Genomic DNA, 17621 nt, shown 5'->3' with positions numbered 1-17621 from the left:
ATTAACATGGATTTCAGGGACACAACATAGTTTTTCCAAAAAACCAATAAAGATAAACCTAAAGCAATATCAAAACTCTCTTATTTTATGAAAATGTGATTCTATCAATCCTACCATCTACTAAATTTCCTTCTTGCTCGAGATGTATTTTTTTTATTGCCTGCTCAAGATCTTTCTTTTTCTTAAACCAACATCCCGTTGTATAGCTTTCTAAAGGAATCTTATGTTCCACTTTTAAATAGAATTGTTTATAGAGCAGATAGGAGGTCAGAATGATAGTCTGTAGATCTCCCTTTATTTCAAATTGCCCAAGCTGGATTTTTTTGATTTTTTTCTTTACAGTTGAAACAGAAGGCCACTCTACTGGCCATTCTTTATGTACCCCGTCGATAATATATAATTTATATATATCGATATATTCAAGTCCTTTAGGAATGTCCAATTTAAAGTCAACCTTTTCCTGCTCATTTATTTTTCTTTTAGGAATATCTAATTCTAAAAGAAACTTTCCCCTTTTGTAATAAAGAAATTTTAGTAATCTCATCCAGAATTTTTTTGGCATAACATAGATTTTTAGTTTATTCATTTGAACTGGAGTTCGCCCTAATGCACTTGCAAAAATACGTACATCTAAATCATCTATAGATTTATACTTAATCTCAGATTTACATATTAAGTTCGCTTTATTTCTATTAAATTCCTTTGCTTTTAAAATGAGACCAATTACTCCTAGAATAGTTCCTATCGTACCAGTAATGGCGCCCCATAAAGATAAATACAACATTATTAATCCTTTTATAAAGGTCTAAACATTAAAATTTTAGACTGTACATTCATTGGTTTATATATTTATAGAGTGTAGTCTTTCCCACACCAACCATTTTACAAATTGATTGGATTGAGTGGTTTTTATTAGCATATAAGGTTTTAACTAGTTCTTTCTGTTCGTCACTAAGTTTTTCTGGCCTACCTCCTTGACGTCCTCTAGCTCTTGCAGCTTCCAATCCAGCTAGCGTACGTTCTTTAATTAAGTTGCGTTCAAATTCAGAAAGTGCACCAAAAACATGAAACATAAATTTACCTGATGAAGTTTCAGTATTAATAGACTCAGTAATACTATGAAACCCCGTCCCATTTTCTTCTAGCTTAGCAACATAGGCGATGAGATGTTTGAGGGAGCGCCCTAATCTATCCAAACGCCATACCACCAGAACATCCCCCTTACGGAGGTAATTTTGTAATTTCTCTAACCCTGGTCTTTCCGAAACCGATCCACTGATCTTATCCGTAAAAATTTCCTCGCACCCTGCCCTCTTCAATTCATCAAGTTGCAAGTCTAAATTTTGTTCATGGGTAGATACCCTGGCATACCCTACTCTCATTATTATTCCTTATTGTTCAGAAAGTCTAAAGTAATAGATTAAAATGAACTTTGATTAATGTATAGAGTTTTCGAACTGTTTTTTAGGGGGATTTATATAATTTTGAAGATCAATTTGCGGCGTCCGCAAACCCATCATTTTATGACCTTCTGGCATATTATGATACGTGTTGTAATTGATATGATAAGATTACAATTTACTAATCAAAATAACACCTCCTGAGCTCGTCACAATTGCATCGAAAACAGATTCAAAAGGTATAAAATATGAAACAGACCCTTAAGGTTTTCCCGTATTGTCAGTTCGGTCTTGATATGTGGGGAAACCCATTACTATCAAGGGAGTTGGCTCTTTTTTTATCTAAGCCTTATTAGTGATAAGCAGACTTTCTGAAGATAATAAAAAATTGATCAAAATAAACTAGACCTTCCTTCGTTGCATGATCGCAGCAAAAAACTCAGGTTTGTTTAATCCAATAGTTGCAAATATTTGGGGGACTTTATCCCAGCTTCCTTCTTGCTCTATACTTGCTACGATAAGCTCAAATCCTGCGTTTTTATCTTCAACTACCCCCCAACTATTAATTAAACAAAGGCCTCTCAATCTTTTAGCAGCAATATGTCCGAATTTTTCAGCAGCCAACAAATGTACATGAGCCTCTTCAAATAGTTGTTGAGTTCTTTTAAGGTTAGCATCATTACTAAAAATCCCTTCACTTTGCAGATTTTGTCTGAACTTAGCCTCCTCAAGAAAAACTTGTCCTAAGTGATAGTGAGCAGAAGAGTCATCAAGGCTCGCTGCTGCCCTGTAACATTCAATAATCATCACCTCAGCATAAGGATATTTTTTATTGTTTTTTAATTTTTTATAAAGCGTAGCCAATTCAAAATAATATAAAATTTCTCTTTTAAGCAGCTCATCGCCAGGTTGATTATTGACTCGATTAAATTGCATCGATTTTATTTTTTTAATAATTCTACCTACCTTCCATTTGGTTATATTGAACATGAAAAACTCCTATCTTGATTAGATTGTTAATCCAATAAATGCATGTAAAAGTAAAACAATAAGAACTATAGCGATCATTAATAGTACAATTTTAAAACATAAACCGGCAGATTCTCTTATCTTTCTGTAGATTTCTTCGGAAATAGGTGTATTTTTTTCGTAATTTTCTGGAGCTTCAGCTTGATAAACCTTTGTATCAATACGGTTGGAAAAATAGTAAGCAAAAAATCCAGTAATTAAACTGGGGATAAAAAATATCATCCAAACCAATAATTTGCTTATTACAGTAGCATACTCATATTTATATTCAAACAGAGTAATTAAATGTGTAATGACCTCAGGAACATCATAATTTAATTCCCAGAGCAAGAATGGTGCTATATATAAACTAAAAGAAAAAAGTGATAAGCCAATAACCAAACAAATAATGGCTAATATATACAGCTTGTTACTAATTCTATATCGATCCGGCTCCATTGTCCTTATTCCGTTAAAATTTCGTCTATAAAAATCAAAAGCATATGTAAAGATAGCAGATAGGTACAAATAAGTACAATCACTGGTTAAATTTCAAAATTAATTTAAAATGGATGATTAATAATTTTTTTGCAGGTAAGTAATGAAGCGACGAGTTTTTATGCTCTCTGACGGAACAGGTATTACTGCTGAGACTTTAGGTAACAGTTTAATCACTCAGTTTGAGAACATCGAATTTGAAAAGTTTACTATCCCTTATATCGATTCAATTCAGAAGGCACAGAGCGTTGTTCTACGCATTAATCAATCTTTTGAAGAGCATGGGAGTAAACCGCTGGTTTTTATGACTTTGGTCGACCCAGATATTAGAGGATTTTTTAAAAAAGCTAATGCCTGTGTATTCGATTTATTTAGTACGTTCATAGGGCCTTTGGAAAACGAGCTTCTTGAAAAGTCATCCTATACTGTTGGTCGAACTCATGGTGTTGCAAACACAGAATCTTATTCACATCGAATTGAAGCTGTTGATTTTGCTTTATCACATGACGATGGAATTAAAACACGAGGTTATGATAGAGCGGACATCATATTAATAGGTGTTTCCCGATGCGGTAAAACACCCAGCTGCTTATATATGGCATTGCAATATGGGATTTTAGCCGCAAATTATCCATTTACAGAAGACGATCTCATCGGATTTCATTTGCCAGATGTACTTCGCCCTTATAAACAAAAACTGTTTGGACTAACAATCGATACCCAGCGTTTACAACAAATCAGATCGGAACGCCGGCCTAACAGCAAGTATGCATCAGCAGACCAATGTCGTTTAGAGGTAACAGAGGTAGAAGCGATGTATCAAAAGGAAAAAATTCCTTATCTCAATTCAACTAAATATTCTATTGAAGAGATAGCTACAAAAGTACTGGCCGCGTCTGGATTGCAACGAAAAATATAACGTGCATTCTTCAAAGAATAATCCATTGAGGCCATTATCCAATAGCCTCAGCACCATCAAATTGTGAGTCATTTGATTCTGTTGTCAATCGTTTAAAATGCCATGAAAAATACAATGCACCAATACCAGTGCTTATTAAACCGATTGGTAATGCATTAAGATTGTTCATTATCAAGTATCCCATCAACATGGATAAAAGAGATGAGCCAAACATACGTAGGGTGTTTATAATTGCCAGTGCTGCGCCAGTATTTTCTTTAAAATCGCTCAGCATCAATGACATAGTAGGAGGCGCACTGATACTTATTCCCAGATTGGCAATTAAGGCAAAGGATAAAGAACCTAAGCTAAAACCATATAACATAGAGGAGATAAGCATTGCCAGACCCCCAATTATAATAAACCAGTTACCCAAATAAATGGTTAATGTCATATCAAGTCTATTGCGTAGCCAAATACCTAAATAGTTTCCTACAATAATATTTAGTCCATTAAACACAAAAATGATGCCAAAACCCAATGGAGAAAATCCAAGTCGATCAATTATGAGATAAGAGGAGTTAATAACAGTGAGCATGACCGCTGCAAAACTGAACATCATAATCATAGAACCACACCATAAAATAGATGAAGGTAAAATCTCTTTATAGGCATTAAATGCATTATGCAGCATAAAAGGTTGTTTTGGTGGAGACCAGTAAGGGGACTCAAACAACGCCCTGCGTGATTGAATAAATAAAACCAGAGCAATTCCGGCCATCAAAATGAAATTAGACTGCCACCCAAAATAGGTAAATATAAGTGATCCAAACACAGGGGCTAATATTGGCGAGACAGCAATTATCATGGAGATATAAGACAAAATCTTTGCTCGTTCTACAGGATCTTCGCTATCACGAGAAGTAGAGTATGCAATTAAATTGGAACAACATAATGCAAAACCTTGCAAAGCACGCCCTACAATCAATACGGTAATATTCGGTGCAAAGGCGCAAATAAGACTAGCAACTACGGTTAATATAAGACTAGCTGGCAATAGACGTCGCCGACCAAAATGATCAATCAAAGGTCCCCAAATTAACTGAGTAACTCCAAAAACAAATAAATAAATACTTAGAGTTAATTGGCTTAAACTATGAGTTGTACCAAAATAATCGGTAATATGTGACAGCGAAGGTTGATAGAGATCAAAGGTTAATAGAGAAAAGGCTGATAGAAGCCCTATCAAAAGAATAGATGTCCGTGATTTTGACATGATAATCATCTTATTTAAACAGCAGGGCATAATATCAAGTTCTGTTTAAAAGTTGAATAGATTATTACATCCAAACCCTGAAATATGAAAACTTACTGTTCACTGAACTGGTAAATTACCTGCTGGAGTGTAAACCTAGAGCCTAGTTCTAAAAAAAACAACAATTTTTTTATTAATCATTTAGTTAAGTATTCGCTAGTTTTATTTGTCCAAATCCCGCGACCAGTCGCGGGACATGCAAAACTCAGGTCTCATACCGATCATTTAAACAACCCACATAGCCATAAAATCGTCTACTTTCATCGCAGCCAGACTGTTCGTATCGTTCATGACTTGAATAATTTTCTCTGCATGTTCTTCAGAAAATCTGGTATGTAAATTATTCTTAAATTTAGACATCAAAACGGGTATCCCTTCTTCTCTCCTACGCTTATGACCAATTGGATATTCCACAGTAATTAATTCGCTTTGAGTTCCATCTTTAAACGTTAATTGAATACTGTTAGCTATTGAGCGTTTTTCCGGATCATGATATTCCCTGGAAAATTTTTCATTTTCAGTAACATGCATTTTTACCCTTAATGCATCTATTCTTATATCAGATGCAATCTCGTTTTCATAATGATCAGCCTTTAAATCACCAAATAACAAGCCGATTGCTACCATATATTGGAGACAATGGTCTCTATCAGCCTGATTATGTAGCACTCCTTGTTTACTAATAATTCGTATCGCTGACTCATGAGTCACAAGATCAATTTTGGCAATTTCATCAAAACGTTGTTTAACAATTGGGTGAAGCTTTACTGCACACTCTACAGCAGTTTGGGCATGAAACTCGGCAGGATATGAGAGTTTAAACAAGATATTTTCCATCACATAACTGCCGTATGGTCGTTGGAATTTGAATGATTTTTTTCCAAACAATACATCATAGAAGCCCCAGGTAGGTGCAGTTAATGCACTTGGATAACCCATCTCCCCTGTTTGAGCAATTAAAGCCAATCGAACCGCTCTGGATGTTGCGTCTCCAGCAGCCCAAGACTTTCTGGATCCCGCATTTGGGGCATGTCTATAAGTTCTAAGACTTTGTCCATCCACGAAAACCTGAGATAAAGTACGCAACACTGTATCCCTATCAGCACCAAATAAAAAAGCTGCAACTGCAGCACTAGCTATTTTCACTAAAAACACATGATCCAGGCCAACACGATTAAAGCTGTTTTCGAGCGCCAAACACCCTTGTATTTCGTGTGCTTTGATCATTGCAGTGAGCACATCCTGCATTAAAACCGGTGTTTGTCCTTTAGAACAATTGTCTCTACAGATATAATCAGCAACAGCCAATATTGCACCCAAGTTATCGGAAGGATGTCCCCATTCGGCTGCAAGCCACGTATCATTAAAATCCAACCAGCGAATCATTGTACCTATGTTAAAAGCAGCCTGAACCGGATCTAACTCATAATTGGTTCCTGGAACACGAGCGCCACCTTGCAGAACAGCACCTGGAACTACAGGTCCCATTAATTTAGTACATTCACTAAAGTTGAGTGCCAGTATCCCACAACCTAAAGTGTCCATTAGGCATAAACGAGCTGTTTCATATGCTAAAGCACTGTCAATTTTTTTGTCTAAGACGTAATCAGCAATTTTAGTAATAACTTGATCATAATCAGGTTTAACATTATCTTCTACAAAACTGTGCATATTAACCTCTTGTCTCAATTGCAGGAAGCGCTCTGGATTCTGGTCCGATATATTCTGAAGTCGGTCTGATCAGCTTATTATTTGATCTCTGTTCAAATACATGTGCAGACCATCCAGTAATCCGTGACATGACAAAAATTGGCGTAAATAATGGAGTAGGAATCCCGCAATAATGGTAAGCTGATGCACTATAGAAATCGAGATTAGGGAACAGCTTCTTTTCACGCCACATCACCTCTTCAATGCGCTCTGAAATATGGTATAAAAGCAGGTCGTCTTTTGCTTCGCCTAATTTAAACGACCATTGCTTTATAATGTCAGAGCGTGGATCGCAAGTAGTATAAACTCTATGGCCAAAACCCATTATTTTTTCTTTATTGGCAAGCATTTTTTTTAATTCGGTTTCGGCTTCATCAGGGCTTCTAAACCGCTCAATTAATTCCATAGCAGCCTCATTAGCACCACCATGCAAAGGCCCGCGGAGTGTGCCAATAGCACTTGTTATTGCGGAATAAAAATCTGCAAGAGTTCCTGCTGTGACCCGGGCAGCAAAGGTTGATGCATTAAATTCGTGCTCAGCATAAAGAATCAGGGATACATTCATCATTTCGGATTCAAGCTTAGTGGGCTTTTTCTCATGCAATAATGCAAGGAAATGACCACCAATAGTTTGCTCATCACTAAAACCAGAAATTTCTTTGTTTTTAAAGTGATAGGCATACCAGTAACACATCACCCCTGGAAATAATGCTAACAGTCGATCTGCTATTTTAAATTGTTCAGAAAAATTAACCTCTGGTTCAATGTTTCCTAAAAAAGAGCATGCCGTTCTTAAAACATCCATAGGATGTGTATTTTTGGGAATTAATTTCAGAACAGTTTTTAAAGAATCGGGTATCTCTCTAAGGCTGACCAATTTTTCAGTATATTGATTAAGCTCCTTCTGCGTTGGAAGCGTGCCAAAGTGCAATAAATAAGCAACCTCTTCAAAGCTTGCATAGGCAGCCAAATCATCAATTGAATACCCTCTATAATTTAACCCTTCACCTGCGAGTCCAACAGTCGCAATTGCTGATTGCCCCGCAACAACACCAGCTAAACCTTCACTCTTACTGCTCATTTTCATTCTCCATCATTTGGTCTAGTTTTTGTTCGTAACTGTTATATTCCAGAATTTCATATAACTCACTACGAGTTTGCATCTTGTCCAATATTGATTGTTGCGTTCCTTTTTGTATAATAGTTTGATAAGTATTTAGGGCAGCTTGAGACATCGCCCTGAACGCACTTAAAGGGTATAAAATTAAAGAAACGCCTACCCTGTCAAGCTCTTCACGAGTAAATAGGGGTGTTTCACCAAACTCGGTAATGTTTGCAAGTACTGGAGCTTTAATGTTGCGGGTAAAAAGTCGATATTCGTCTAATGTAGTCATAGCCTCAGGAAAAATCATATCTGCACCCAGTTCAATGCATAAAGCAGCTCTTTCTATAGCAGCACTCATTCCTTCAACTGCATAGGCATCAGTTCTGGCCATGATGACAAAGTCCGCATCGTCACGAGCATCTACTGCAGCCTTGATTCTATCGCCCATTTCTTTAATTGAAACAACTGCTTTATTAGGCCTGTGGCCACATCGCTTGGCCACTACTTGATCTTCAATATGAACAGCAGCCACACCGCTTTTTTCCATAAGCTTGACTGTTCGGGCTATATTAAATGCGTGACCCCATCCTGTATCAACGTCAACTAAAAGGGGTAACGTACATGCCTCAGTAATCCGACGCACATCCTCAAGTACCTCTGATAGATTGGTCATTCCAAGATCGGGCATGCCATAAGAAGCATTTGCAACTCCGGCTCCGGATAGATAAATTGCTTTACAACCAGCAGATTCAGCGAGCATTGCAGTATAAGCATTGATGGTACCCAAAACTTGCAAGGGTTTGTTTTCCTTTATTGAATTCTTGAACATCTTGCCCATGGAACAGGTCATTCGCATCTACTCCTTGATCCCTAAAGGGTTATCATTATGCTCCAATGAGAAACGCATCTCAAATCATTTTTTATAATAGAACAGGTAAACACGATACAGTCCCTACTGACACTATTACAATTGCTTAAAACCCCGGGTTATGTCACGACGTAAGAAACGCGCAGGGGATAGCGCATGAACAAGATTCCTGGGTAAGCAGCTGATTTCATTATTTATTGAGCCGGCAAGCCATTCCGCACAAAGTGGAACAGTGGTTAACCCACGCGAACCAAACCCGGCACAAACATACAGACCCGGGTAATAAGATCCTGGGCTAGCTATCCATCGCTTTGAATTACTTTCCAAACCACTAAACAAAGCAGTGAACTCATGTATTTTAGGCGCAGGGCCAACTAAAGGTAAATAATCTGGTGTAGCCGCCCTTAATCCCGCCCAATGATTAACAACTTTTTTAGACCACAGCCCTTTATCTGAAATTTGAAAGAGTTGGAGCAAATTTTTTTCATCATCTTGATCATATACAGGTGCGCTCATATTTCCAGGCTCATAAGTTGCTCCAAAGTGATGAGTTCCATTTATTTCAGGAAGAACATGGCCTTCAGCACAAATAGGTATCAATAATTTATTGCTGGCTGTTGTAGACTGAATTGCAGTCATTTGCCCTCGAATAGTTTTTACGGGTAAGTGCGATGTTTCGTGGAACGAACTAACTTGAGAACCATTGGCTAAAATGAGCACAGGCGATCTGCCATGCTCTGTCATCCACTGAGAACCATCGAAAATTAAAGAGTCCACTTTACAGTTGGTTAACAAAGTTATTCTATCGCTTTTGATTAAGTCCTGACATAGAAGTGGTGAGTTAATCCATCCTGATAAAGGGATATATAGTCCTGCTTTGTCTAAATCTACTCCAGCAAGATCTGATGCACGATCTGCATTTACCAGCTCCCCTAATTCCGGGTAATGGAGGAGCCAATCCACTAAACTCTGTTGCGACTTTATTTCCTTTTCATTATGCGCAAGTAATAAAGAGCCTTCCAGTTCACCAATCTTCAATTGATTTAGGATTTTTTTATAAACCTGATTTGCATATAAAAAAGCTGATAGCATCAATTGAGTTAAAGGGGATTTATACGCAGACAGTTTTGGAAATAAAATAGCTTGTTGATTTGCAGATCCCCCCATCCCTGCAGCTTCCTGTTCGTCAATAACAGTTACTTGCCAACCTCTTCTAGCAAGCGAATTCGCGGTGAAGCAACCAGCCAAACCAGCACCTAGTATAAGAGCGGATTTTTGTTTCTGTTGTACAGGAATACCCACATGCCAAGGAGTATGTCGTGTGTTTAGTCTAAAAGGAGGGGGTTTTTTGAAATATCCACTAATCATGAAACGCTTTTGGTCAAGCCCTTTCTTTTTCTCTACATTAAAGCCAACGTCAGTAATTTTCGCTTTAACAGAAGATGATGCAGTGTAGGTGGATATGGTAGTTCCTTCTTTTGAAAGCAGAGCAATAACTCTTAATAATGACTCAGACCACATGCTTTTATTTGTTTTTTGGGGAAAACCATCCAGATACCAAGCATCAATAAACGAAGTTCTTAAATTAGACTCTAATGTTGATTCGCCACAAATTAATAATTGCTCGTAACTTTCTAATGCCTCCCCAAGCATTAACGTTAGAATCACACGGCCATTTCCAAACGATAGCTGATGATACCCTGGTGTCAATATTGGATAATTATCAATTAATTGATTTGCATACTCAGTCAATTCTGTCCAAACACTCAAGCATCTTTTCAAATCTGTAATCTTCAATGGGTGTTTTTCACAGGAAATAAAATGTAACTGAGCTGTCGGTGGCGCGTGTCGTTCCCACAGTTGCCAGGTGAGAAGAAAATTTAAGCCCATGCCAAAACCTGTCTCGGCAATATTAAAAATACCAGGTGCATTATGAGACAGGTTTAGCCATCGATTTATTAAATCGTTACCGTCAATAAATACATAACGTCTTTGACTCATCCCGTTTTCAGTAGAGAAATAATTATCATCATAAACAGAACAAGGCAAGCCATCTCGCCAGGCTACATCTGCGGTTATGATCGGTATAAACGGACTACTCACATAAAACCACTTGTTCCGTAACGGTCAAACTGGATTGTCCAATAGTCGTCAATTTTTTTTCACGCATCAATGTTCTCAATTTAGCAACTAAAATAAAAAGAATAAATGAAGAACCTATCGCAAATAGACCTAGCATTAAAAACACATGGCTATAACCCACATTTGTTAGTATGGGTGAGCTATTTTCAGATCCAGTTATCATTAAATTAGAACTATAGCTCGATAGTGTAGCACCTACACCATTGTTGAGCATCCACATTCCCATCATAATTCCTTGCATTGATGTGGGGGCCAGGTAGCCAATCATAGCATATCCAATAGGTGATATTAAAAGCTCACCTATACTCTGTAAAATATAACTGATGACTATCCAGCCGGGATTAACCATGCCATCAGCATTAGCATTAGCAATACCTACAGGTAATATAACAAAAGCAAGGCCAATAAAAAGCAAGGCCATAGCAAATTGGGAAGGGATATTGATTTGAACTCCATTCTTCCGCATTTTATTAAACAAAAGTCCAAGAAGCGGGCCTCCAACTACTATAGATAGAGTATTTATGTTCTGGAACCATTGTGGGGGAATAATCCAATCGGCATATTCTCTTCTCACATTATGATCAATAAACACAGTCAATCCCATGGGACCAACTTGATATAGCATCCAGAAAACAGTTCCAAAAATCATGAGTACAGCAAACGCATAGATTTTATCCCTGGATTCTTTAGTAGGTTGCTGTCGAGCAATAAAAATAATAAGGAATAACATAACCAGTGCAGTTATGATGACTAGTTTATTAGCCCAATCAGCGTATTGTAATAACTGACTTAGTAAGACAGGAAGTAATAATATTAAACCTACGCCCCAAAAAGAGGCTTTTTTTTGGAGCGACTTTTCTTTTCTGGAGTATGCAGTATCTTTGTCAGATAATTGATACCAACAATAAAGACAAATTATTAACGCAATTAAATTACCCAAACTGCTGAGAAGGAAAAGTCGCTGATAATTTTGGGTTAGTTGAAATACCCCACTCAGTGTAAACCCTATAAAAAAACCAATATTCATTCCTGCATAATTCCACAGAAATGCAGTCTCACGACGGATATCATCAGGAGTAAAACGTTGGGTGAGCATGCAATTGACACAGGTTACGTTTAAACCTGAACCAGTGAGAAATGCCGCTAAACCGTAATATAAAAAAGTCAGATCACCAACTGAGAGTAAAACACAACCTATAATCTGGGCAATCATCCCGACACAAAATAAGGAACGATTGGATAATAGCCGCCCGCCCCAAAAACCCCCAAGTAAATGCAAAGCAAAATTAAACGCAATAAATACACCCATAATGCTATTCGCTGTGATAACAGGTAGACCCAGTTTACCTTTCATGTATAAAACAAGCGTTGAATAAAGAACACTGAAACTTAGGGTAGAAAAAACCTGGATGAAAAAAAGTGGCACAGTTCCTTGTGGCATTGAATACAAAATTTTTTTTTTGCTACTCAATCTCGACATAAGATGCCTTCCTTTACTAGCACAGTTCATATCGAATATGACATGGAGAAAAATTACTGTCTAGTATTTTATAAATTATATACTCATCAATCTAGAGAATAGGGATCTTCACAATAGAGTCTCTTTTCATGCCAACTTAAAAATTTTTACTACCTTTCTCTATAAATAACTCAAAGGCTAATTATGGATTGGGGCTATTGGTTGTCGTTGGAAAATATCTGCCCTTACAGGGGCGAGCGTAACAATAGCAAATTTATAGACAATTGAGCACAGCCAATACTGCTAACTAATCCTCGTAAAAAATCTAATTTAACGCCGCATAGCAAGTATCTAATTATATGTTTTGTTTTAATTGAGTAAGTACTTTTTCTGCAGCCTTTTCGGTTTTTTTAATTTCAACCCCACCATGAACGCTGGAGACGAATCCTGCTTCATACATCGATGGTGCAAAATAAACACCCTGTTCTAACATTCCGTGATAGAATTTTTTAAACAAAACTTCATTTGAAGAGGCGATCTCTGCGTAGTTATTAACCGATTTTTTATCTGTAAAACAAAAACCAAACATACCGCCTAATGATGAAGTAAGCAGAGGAATATTCATCGTTTCGGAGACAGCTGATAGAGTCTGAGTTAAAGCATGTGTGGTCTCGCCTAGCTTTGCGAAAAATCCAGTTTTCTCAATTTCCTTCAAGGTTGCTAAGCCTGCCGCCATAGCCAATGGATTTCCAGATAGGGTTCCGGCTTGATATACAGGCCCCTCTGGTGCCAAGAAGGACATTACTTCAGCTTTGCCCCCTAAAGCACCAACAGGCATGCCACCGCCAATTACTTTACCCAGAGTAGTAAGATCAGGAGTAATTTCATAAATACCTTGTGCCCCGTTAAGACCCACTCTAAATCCTGTCATTACTTCATCAAAAATTAACAAAGCCTTATATTGATCGCACAAGTCCCGTAAGCCTTTTAAAAACTCAGGCTTAGGTAATATAAAACCCATATTGCCAGCTACAGGTTCTACAATAATTGCAGCAATGTCATCAGGATATTTGTCGAAAAGTTGAGCTACCTGAGCCAAGTCGTTAAAATCCGCAGTTAAAGTATGCTCTGTAATACTGTTTGGTATGCCTGGGGTAGAGGGAATCCCTAAGGTAAGTAGACCAGAGCCAGCTTTTACCAGAAGGCTGTCACTATGCCCGTGATAACATCCATTGAACTTAATAAATTTGTTTTTATTTGTAAATCCACGTGCCAACCTGATTGCGGTCATTGTAGCTTCTGTGCCAGAGTTTACCATACGTATTTTTTCTATAGATGGCATTAATGAAATAATTTTTTGGGCTAGCTGTACCTCTAACTCTGTCGGAGCTCCAAAACTCATCCCGCTATGAAGAACTTTTTCCACAGCACCCATAACAGCGGGATGACAATGCCCCAGGATCAAGGGTCCCCATGAACCCACATAATCGATATAAATATTATCATCTACATCAGTAAGATAGGCGCCCTTCCCTTTTTTAAAAAAAACAGGATCACCGCCCACACCTTTAAAAGCACGTACAGGCGAATTAACACCTCCTGGTATTAAAGCTTGGGCTTGATGAAATAAATCGGAAGATCGAGTCATATAAAAATCCATTCCTGGTTAATAAATAATTCGGGTAGAGTTGGCTTGAGAGGATTCCACCAGTTTTCACCAGACTCTGACTCTGGTTAACGCTATTATCAACAAACTGTTCAGTATGTTTCTGCGAACACCAGTTTCAGAACATCTCGAACTAGGTTCTAGGTAATTCCCACTGATTATCAGCTTTTAGCTACCAAATTTTATGATTTTTTGTCAGTGAATAGTACCTTTCTTTGATTCATTTGGCAAAAATAAATGGGTATAATTGAGGTTTAACTTTACATAATGTCTTAGAATAGATAAATTATCGGTTTTTGGAAACGAGTTATACTATGCAAGAATATAAAAAATTCATTTGTGTTATTTGTGGTTTTATTTACGATGAAGCGGAAGGATGGCCGGAAGACGGGATTGAGCCAGGCACACTCTGGGCTGATGTACCTGAAAACTGGTTCTGTCCTGATTGTGGTGCAGGCAAAGAAGATTTTGATATGGTTGAGATGGATTAGAATCAAAACGGCTTCACGACAACCAGGAGTATGATGCCCACGAGCAACAAAGTGGGCATTTCATTAAAAAAACGAAAATACCGAGAAGTTTTAACATTTTTATCGGCAGTAAATAATCTACAATAATGGCCGCAAAATAAATGATAGAGCCATACTAAAAGTACTAAACTCAATTTAGCATGCATCCAGCCTGCTTTGAAATAATAAGCTGGATTATAGCAGATTAACCATATACCCAGTAAAGTTGTTGCGATACCAGCAGGCCAGGTTATCCCGTAATAGAGACGTCTTTCCATTATCTTAAATCGATCAAGACTGACCGTGTCCTTAGTATCCGCATGATATACAAATAATCGAGGTAAATAAAACAAGCCAGCAAACCATGCAACAAGTGTGATAATATGAAATGCTTTAACAAACAACATACTTACTTCCTCAATTTATTAAGACGTTTCTTTCGTGCACTTTTTACTAAATTTAAAGATTCTACTCCTAATGAAAAGCCCATAGCAACGTATAAGTATCCACGAGGTATATGAAAAGAAAAACCGTCTGCGATCAATACCATACCAATTAAAATTAAATAACTAAGAGCAAGCATTTTTATGGTGGGGTGTGTGCTTATAAATTCACTCACTGGCTCACTTGCATAAATCATAATAAGTATCGCAAACGTAATCGCTAAAGCCATTACCCAAAATCTGGTGGTTAAGCCTACAGCAGTTAAAACACTATCCAGGGAAAATATAATATCCAGCAGGGCTATCTGAAGAACAACATTTCTAAAAGTAGCTGCGGCATATTTTTTTGAGGAGATACTTGCTACTGGAGGTTCGTCCATTACATCCTTGTGGATTTCATCCGTAGATTTCCATACTAAAAAAGCACCACCTAAGAATAAAAATATATCTCGAGTAGAAAAGGTAAAACTTCCGATTGTAAATAAGGGTTTTACTAATTTCACCATATATACTGCCGAACCTAAGAGCATTAGACGAGTCACCCAAGCAAAGGTAAGTCCCCACCTTCGAGCTTTTTTTCTTTTTTCTTTTGGGAGTTTTTCAGTCATAATAGATAAAATAACCAAATTATCTATGCCTAAAACAACTTCCAGAATGATTAAAGCAACTAAACTCAAGCTGATCTCAATAAAATCCATGCTCTATCCAAAAATAAATCGTAAATCTCATTCTCTCTAAAATATTTGTAAAGGTAAATGATTCACTTTATTCATTTGCTTCGTTATAATTATTACTGCCTAATTTATCAAGTGAGAAACAACAATCATCAAATTTATCAAAAAGCTGTTAAGAAGAAACAGAGGACCTAAAGTCCCTGTTGACTCAGCTTATATAGTCCCCAGAAAGAAACACTCTATATCCAAAACAGATATTAGCAATAATGCCGTTAAAGTTCTTAATCGCTTAATCAGTGGTGGCTTTCAAGCATATCTGGTAGGAGGAAGTGTACGTGACTTATTGCTTCATAAAGCACCTAAAGATTTTGATGTCGCAACTAACGCTACACCTAATCAAATTAAAAGTCTGTTTCGAAATGGTAGAATCATTGGACGCCGATTCAAACTTGTTCACATTTTATTTCATAGGGAAATTATAGAAGTAGCAACGTTCCGTGGCCATGATGCCGTTGATTCAAGTCTACAAACTAATGAACGAGGGATGTTAGTTCGAGATAACGTCTATGGTTCTCTCGATGAAGATGCGTGGCGACGAGATTTCACTATTAATTCTCTCTACTACAACATAAGTGATTCCTCCATAATTGATTTTACTGGAGGAGTAAAAGACGTTGATGATAAGCTAATACGCATGATTGGAGATCCTGTTACTCGTTATAAAGAAGATCCTGTGCGCATGCTACGAGCAGTGAGATTCAGTGCAAAATTGCATTTTAAACTAGCACCTGAGACCGAAGCGCCTTTTCCTCAAATAAGCTCATTAATTACGCATGTTTCTAACTCGCGATTATTTGACGAGATAACGAAATTATATCAATGTGGTGAAGCAGAAACTGTTCAAAGACTATTGGTTCAATATGAATTATTTCATTACCTGTGCCCACAAACAGCTTCTTTGTTAGAGAGCGAATACCCTGTAAATGCCTTAATTGGCATTGCTTTGGAAAATACAGATACACGAATTCGCGATAGCAAACCAGTCACACCGGCATTTTTATTCGCAGTTTTATTATGGTTTCCTATGATAGAGTTATCGAAAAAATTACAAATCTCTGGATTGGATCCATTACCCGCTATAGAAAAAGCGATGTCTTCAGTTATTGCAGAGCAAAATAAAATAATTTCCATCCCCAAACGCTATACTCAAGTTGTAAGAGAAATATGGCTATTACAATATCGTTTTGGTAAAAGAATAGGAGGAAGAGCATATAATCTTCTCCAGCATCCGCGCTTTAGAGCAGCCTTTGATTTTATGGCACTAAGAGCACTATCTGGTGATGAGTCTATGGAAATCGCTCAATGGTGGACAACGTTTCAAGAGGTAGATGAAACAGAACAAGCTCAAATGATTGCTCTAATCACGCCGGCTGCTCTTACAAAACCCAGACGTAGACGAAAACCTAAAGTTATAAAATGAATTTATGTTATTTAAGTTTAGGTTCTAATCAAAAATTTCCTGAACGTCAAATCAGACATGCCATACAGTCGATAAGAAGTATGCCCTCTACTTCCGTGCTTAAAACTTCAAGTTTTTATTGGAGTCAGGCATGGGGACTTCAAGTTCAGCAGGATTTTTGCAATGTAATAGTCGAGATTACAACTTTTTTGTCACCTACACTGCTATTAAGTTTTTGTAAAAGGGTTGAACACAAGCAGGGGAGGATAAGAAAGAGGCGTTGGGGACCAAGAACTCTTGACATTGATATTATCCTCTATGGAAATAGAAGTATTAATAGCGAAAAACTTAAAATTCCCCATCCTCATATGCGATCTAGAGACTTCGTGATTTTCCCTCTTTTAGAATTAAATCCAAATATTGCATTACCAGTTAACACTCTAATCAAAGGATCTACTACAATATAA

17 protein-coding genes are annotated in these 17621 nt (G+C 37.3%); 4 read left to right on the top strand and 13 right to left on the bottom strand.

Features of this window, described 5'->3' with window-relative positions:
- Window positions 1-85 precede the first annotated feature (85 nt).
- The 4 genes from HRS36_RS09505 to HRS36_RS09490 all read right to left on the bottom strand — a co-directional run bounded on the left by HRS36_RS09505 (window position 86) and on the right by HRS36_RS09490 (window position 2867).
- Window positions 86-784: a hypothetical protein gene (locus HRS36_RS09505; RefSeq protein ID WP_173237125.1), complete on the bottom strand. Its 699-nt coding sequence runs from the start codon at window positions 782-784 to the stop codon at window positions 86-88.
- A 49-nt stretch (window positions 785-833) separates the two neighbouring features.
- Window positions 834-1382 (bottom strand): recombinase family protein, encoded by a 549-nt coding sequence (locus HRS36_RS09500; RefSeq protein ID WP_173237124.1) that lies wholly within the window; start codon window positions 1380-1382, stop codon window positions 834-836.
- A gap of 420 nt (window positions 1383-1802) precedes the next feature.
- Window positions 1803-2390: an SEL1-like repeat protein gene (locus HRS36_RS09495; RefSeq protein ID WP_173237123.1), complete on the bottom strand. Its 588-nt coding sequence runs from the start codon at window positions 2388-2390 to the stop codon at window positions 1803-1805.
- Between the two features lie 18 nt (window positions 2391-2408).
- Window positions 2409-2867: a hypothetical protein gene (locus HRS36_RS09490; RefSeq protein WP_173237122.1), complete on the bottom strand. Its 459-nt coding sequence runs from the start codon at window positions 2865-2867 to the stop codon at window positions 2409-2411.
- A gap of 142 nt (window positions 2868-3009) precedes the next feature.
- Between HRS36_RS09490 and ppsR the strand changes: the two genes are divergently transcribed.
- Entirely contained in the window at window positions 3010-3825 is an 816-nt protein-coding gene (gene ppsR, locus HRS36_RS09485) for a posphoenolpyruvate synthetase regulatory kinase/phosphorylase PpsR (protein WP_173237121.1), read from the top strand.
- 34 nt (window positions 3826-3859) lie between these two features.
- On the opposite strand, the gene HRS36_RS09480 is transcribed toward ppsR, so the two are convergent.
- The 7 genes from HRS36_RS09480 to hemL all read right to left on the bottom strand — a co-directional run bounded on the left by HRS36_RS09480 (window position 3860) and on the right by hemL (window position 14051).
- Window positions 3860-5080 (bottom strand): multidrug effflux MFS transporter, encoded by a 1221-nt coding sequence (locus HRS36_RS09480; RefSeq protein WP_173237120.1) that lies wholly within the window; start codon window positions 5078-5080, stop codon window positions 3860-3862.
- A 264-nt stretch (window positions 5081-5344) separates the two neighbouring features.
- The gene (locus HRS36_RS09475) at window positions 5345-6790 is read right to left on the bottom strand and encodes a bifunctional 2-methylcitrate dehydratase/aconitate hydratase (protein ID WP_173237119.1); all 1446 of its coding nucleotides are present in this window, start codon (window positions 6788-6790) and stop codon (window positions 5345-5347) included.
- Window position 6791: 1 nt separating this feature from the next.
- A complete protein-coding gene (prpC, locus tag HRS36_RS09470) occupies window positions 6792-7910 on the bottom strand; it encodes a bifunctional 2-methylcitrate synthase/citrate synthase (RefSeq protein ID WP_173237118.1) in 1119 nt (372 codons plus the stop codon).
- A complete protein-coding gene (gene prpB, locus HRS36_RS09465) occupies window positions 7900-8784 on the bottom strand; it encodes a methylisocitrate lyase (protein ID WP_173238504.1) in 885 nt (294 codons plus the stop codon). Before prpB ends, prpC begins: the two co-directional genes overlap by 11 nt.
- Window positions 8785-8898: 114 nt before the next feature.
- Window positions 8899-10905, bottom strand: a complete 2007-nt coding sequence (gene mnmC / locus HRS36_RS09460) for a bifunctional tRNA (5-methylaminomethyl-2-thiouridine)(34)-methyltransferase MnmC2/FAD-dependent 5-carboxymethylaminomethyl-2-thiouridine(34) oxidoreductase MnmC1 (RefSeq protein ID WP_173237117.1) — start codon at window positions 10903-10905, stop codon at window positions 8899-8901.
- The gene (locus HRS36_RS09455; RefSeq protein ID WP_420814328.1) at window positions 10898-12385 is read right to left on the bottom strand and encodes a peptide MFS transporter; all 1488 of its coding nucleotides are present in this window, start codon (window positions 12383-12385) and stop codon (window positions 10898-10900) included. The genes mnmC and HRS36_RS09455 overlap by 8 nt, the downstream gene beginning before the upstream one ends.
- Before the next feature lie 373 nt (window positions 12386-12758).
- Window positions 12759-14051 (bottom strand): glutamate-1-semialdehyde 2,1-aminomutase, encoded by a 1293-nt coding sequence (gene hemL / locus HRS36_RS09450; protein ID WP_173237115.1) that lies wholly within the window; start codon window positions 14049-14051, stop codon window positions 12759-12761.
- 332 nt (window positions 14052-14383) lie between these two features.
- On the opposite strand from hemL, the gene HRS36_RS09445 reads away from it, so the two are divergent.
- Window positions 14384-14560, top strand: a complete 177-nt coding sequence (locus tag HRS36_RS09445; RefSeq protein ID WP_173237114.1) for a rubredoxin — start codon at window positions 14384-14386, stop codon at window positions 14558-14560.
- Between the two features lie 2 nt (window positions 14561-14562).
- Here the strand turns inward: HRS36_RS09445 and hemJ are convergent, their stop codons facing one another.
- Together hemJ and HRS36_RS09435 are read right to left on the bottom strand one after the other, a co-directional pair.
- Window positions 14563-14985: a protoporphyrinogen oxidase HemJ gene (hemJ, locus tag HRS36_RS09440; RefSeq protein ID WP_173237113.1), complete on the bottom strand. Its 423-nt coding sequence runs from the start codon at window positions 14983-14985 to the stop codon at window positions 14563-14565.
- 2 nt (window positions 14986-14987) lie between these two features.
- Complete coding sequence (locus tag HRS36_RS09435; protein ID WP_173237112.1) at window positions 14988-15719, bottom strand: TerC family protein; 732 nt, start codon at window positions 15717-15719, stop codon at window positions 14988-14990.
- A gap of 145 nt (window positions 15720-15864) precedes the next feature.
- On the opposite strand from HRS36_RS09435, the gene pcnB reads away from it, so the two are divergent.
- Both pcnB and folK read left to right on the top strand, forming a co-directional pair.
- Complete coding sequence (gene pcnB / locus HRS36_RS09430) at window positions 15865-17175, top strand: polynucleotide adenylyltransferase PcnB (RefSeq protein WP_173238503.1); 1311 nt, start codon at window positions 15865-15867, stop codon at window positions 17173-17175.
- Window positions 17172-17621 (top strand): 2-amino-4-hydroxy-6-hydroxymethyldihydropteridine diphosphokinase, encoded by a 450-nt coding sequence (folK, locus tag HRS36_RS09425; protein WP_173237111.1) that lies wholly within the window; start codon window positions 17172-17174, stop codon window positions 17619-17621. The genes pcnB and folK overlap by 4 nt, the downstream gene beginning before the upstream one ends.

Source organism: Legionella antarctica, from assembly GCF_011764505.1.
In the GTDB taxonomy this organism is placed as follows: Bacteria; Pseudomonadota; Gammaproteobacteria; order Legionellales; family Legionellaceae; genus Legionella; species Legionella antarctica.
Note: the sequence above shows the minus strand (reverse complement) of the source record. Positions and strands in the feature narration are given on the sequence as shown.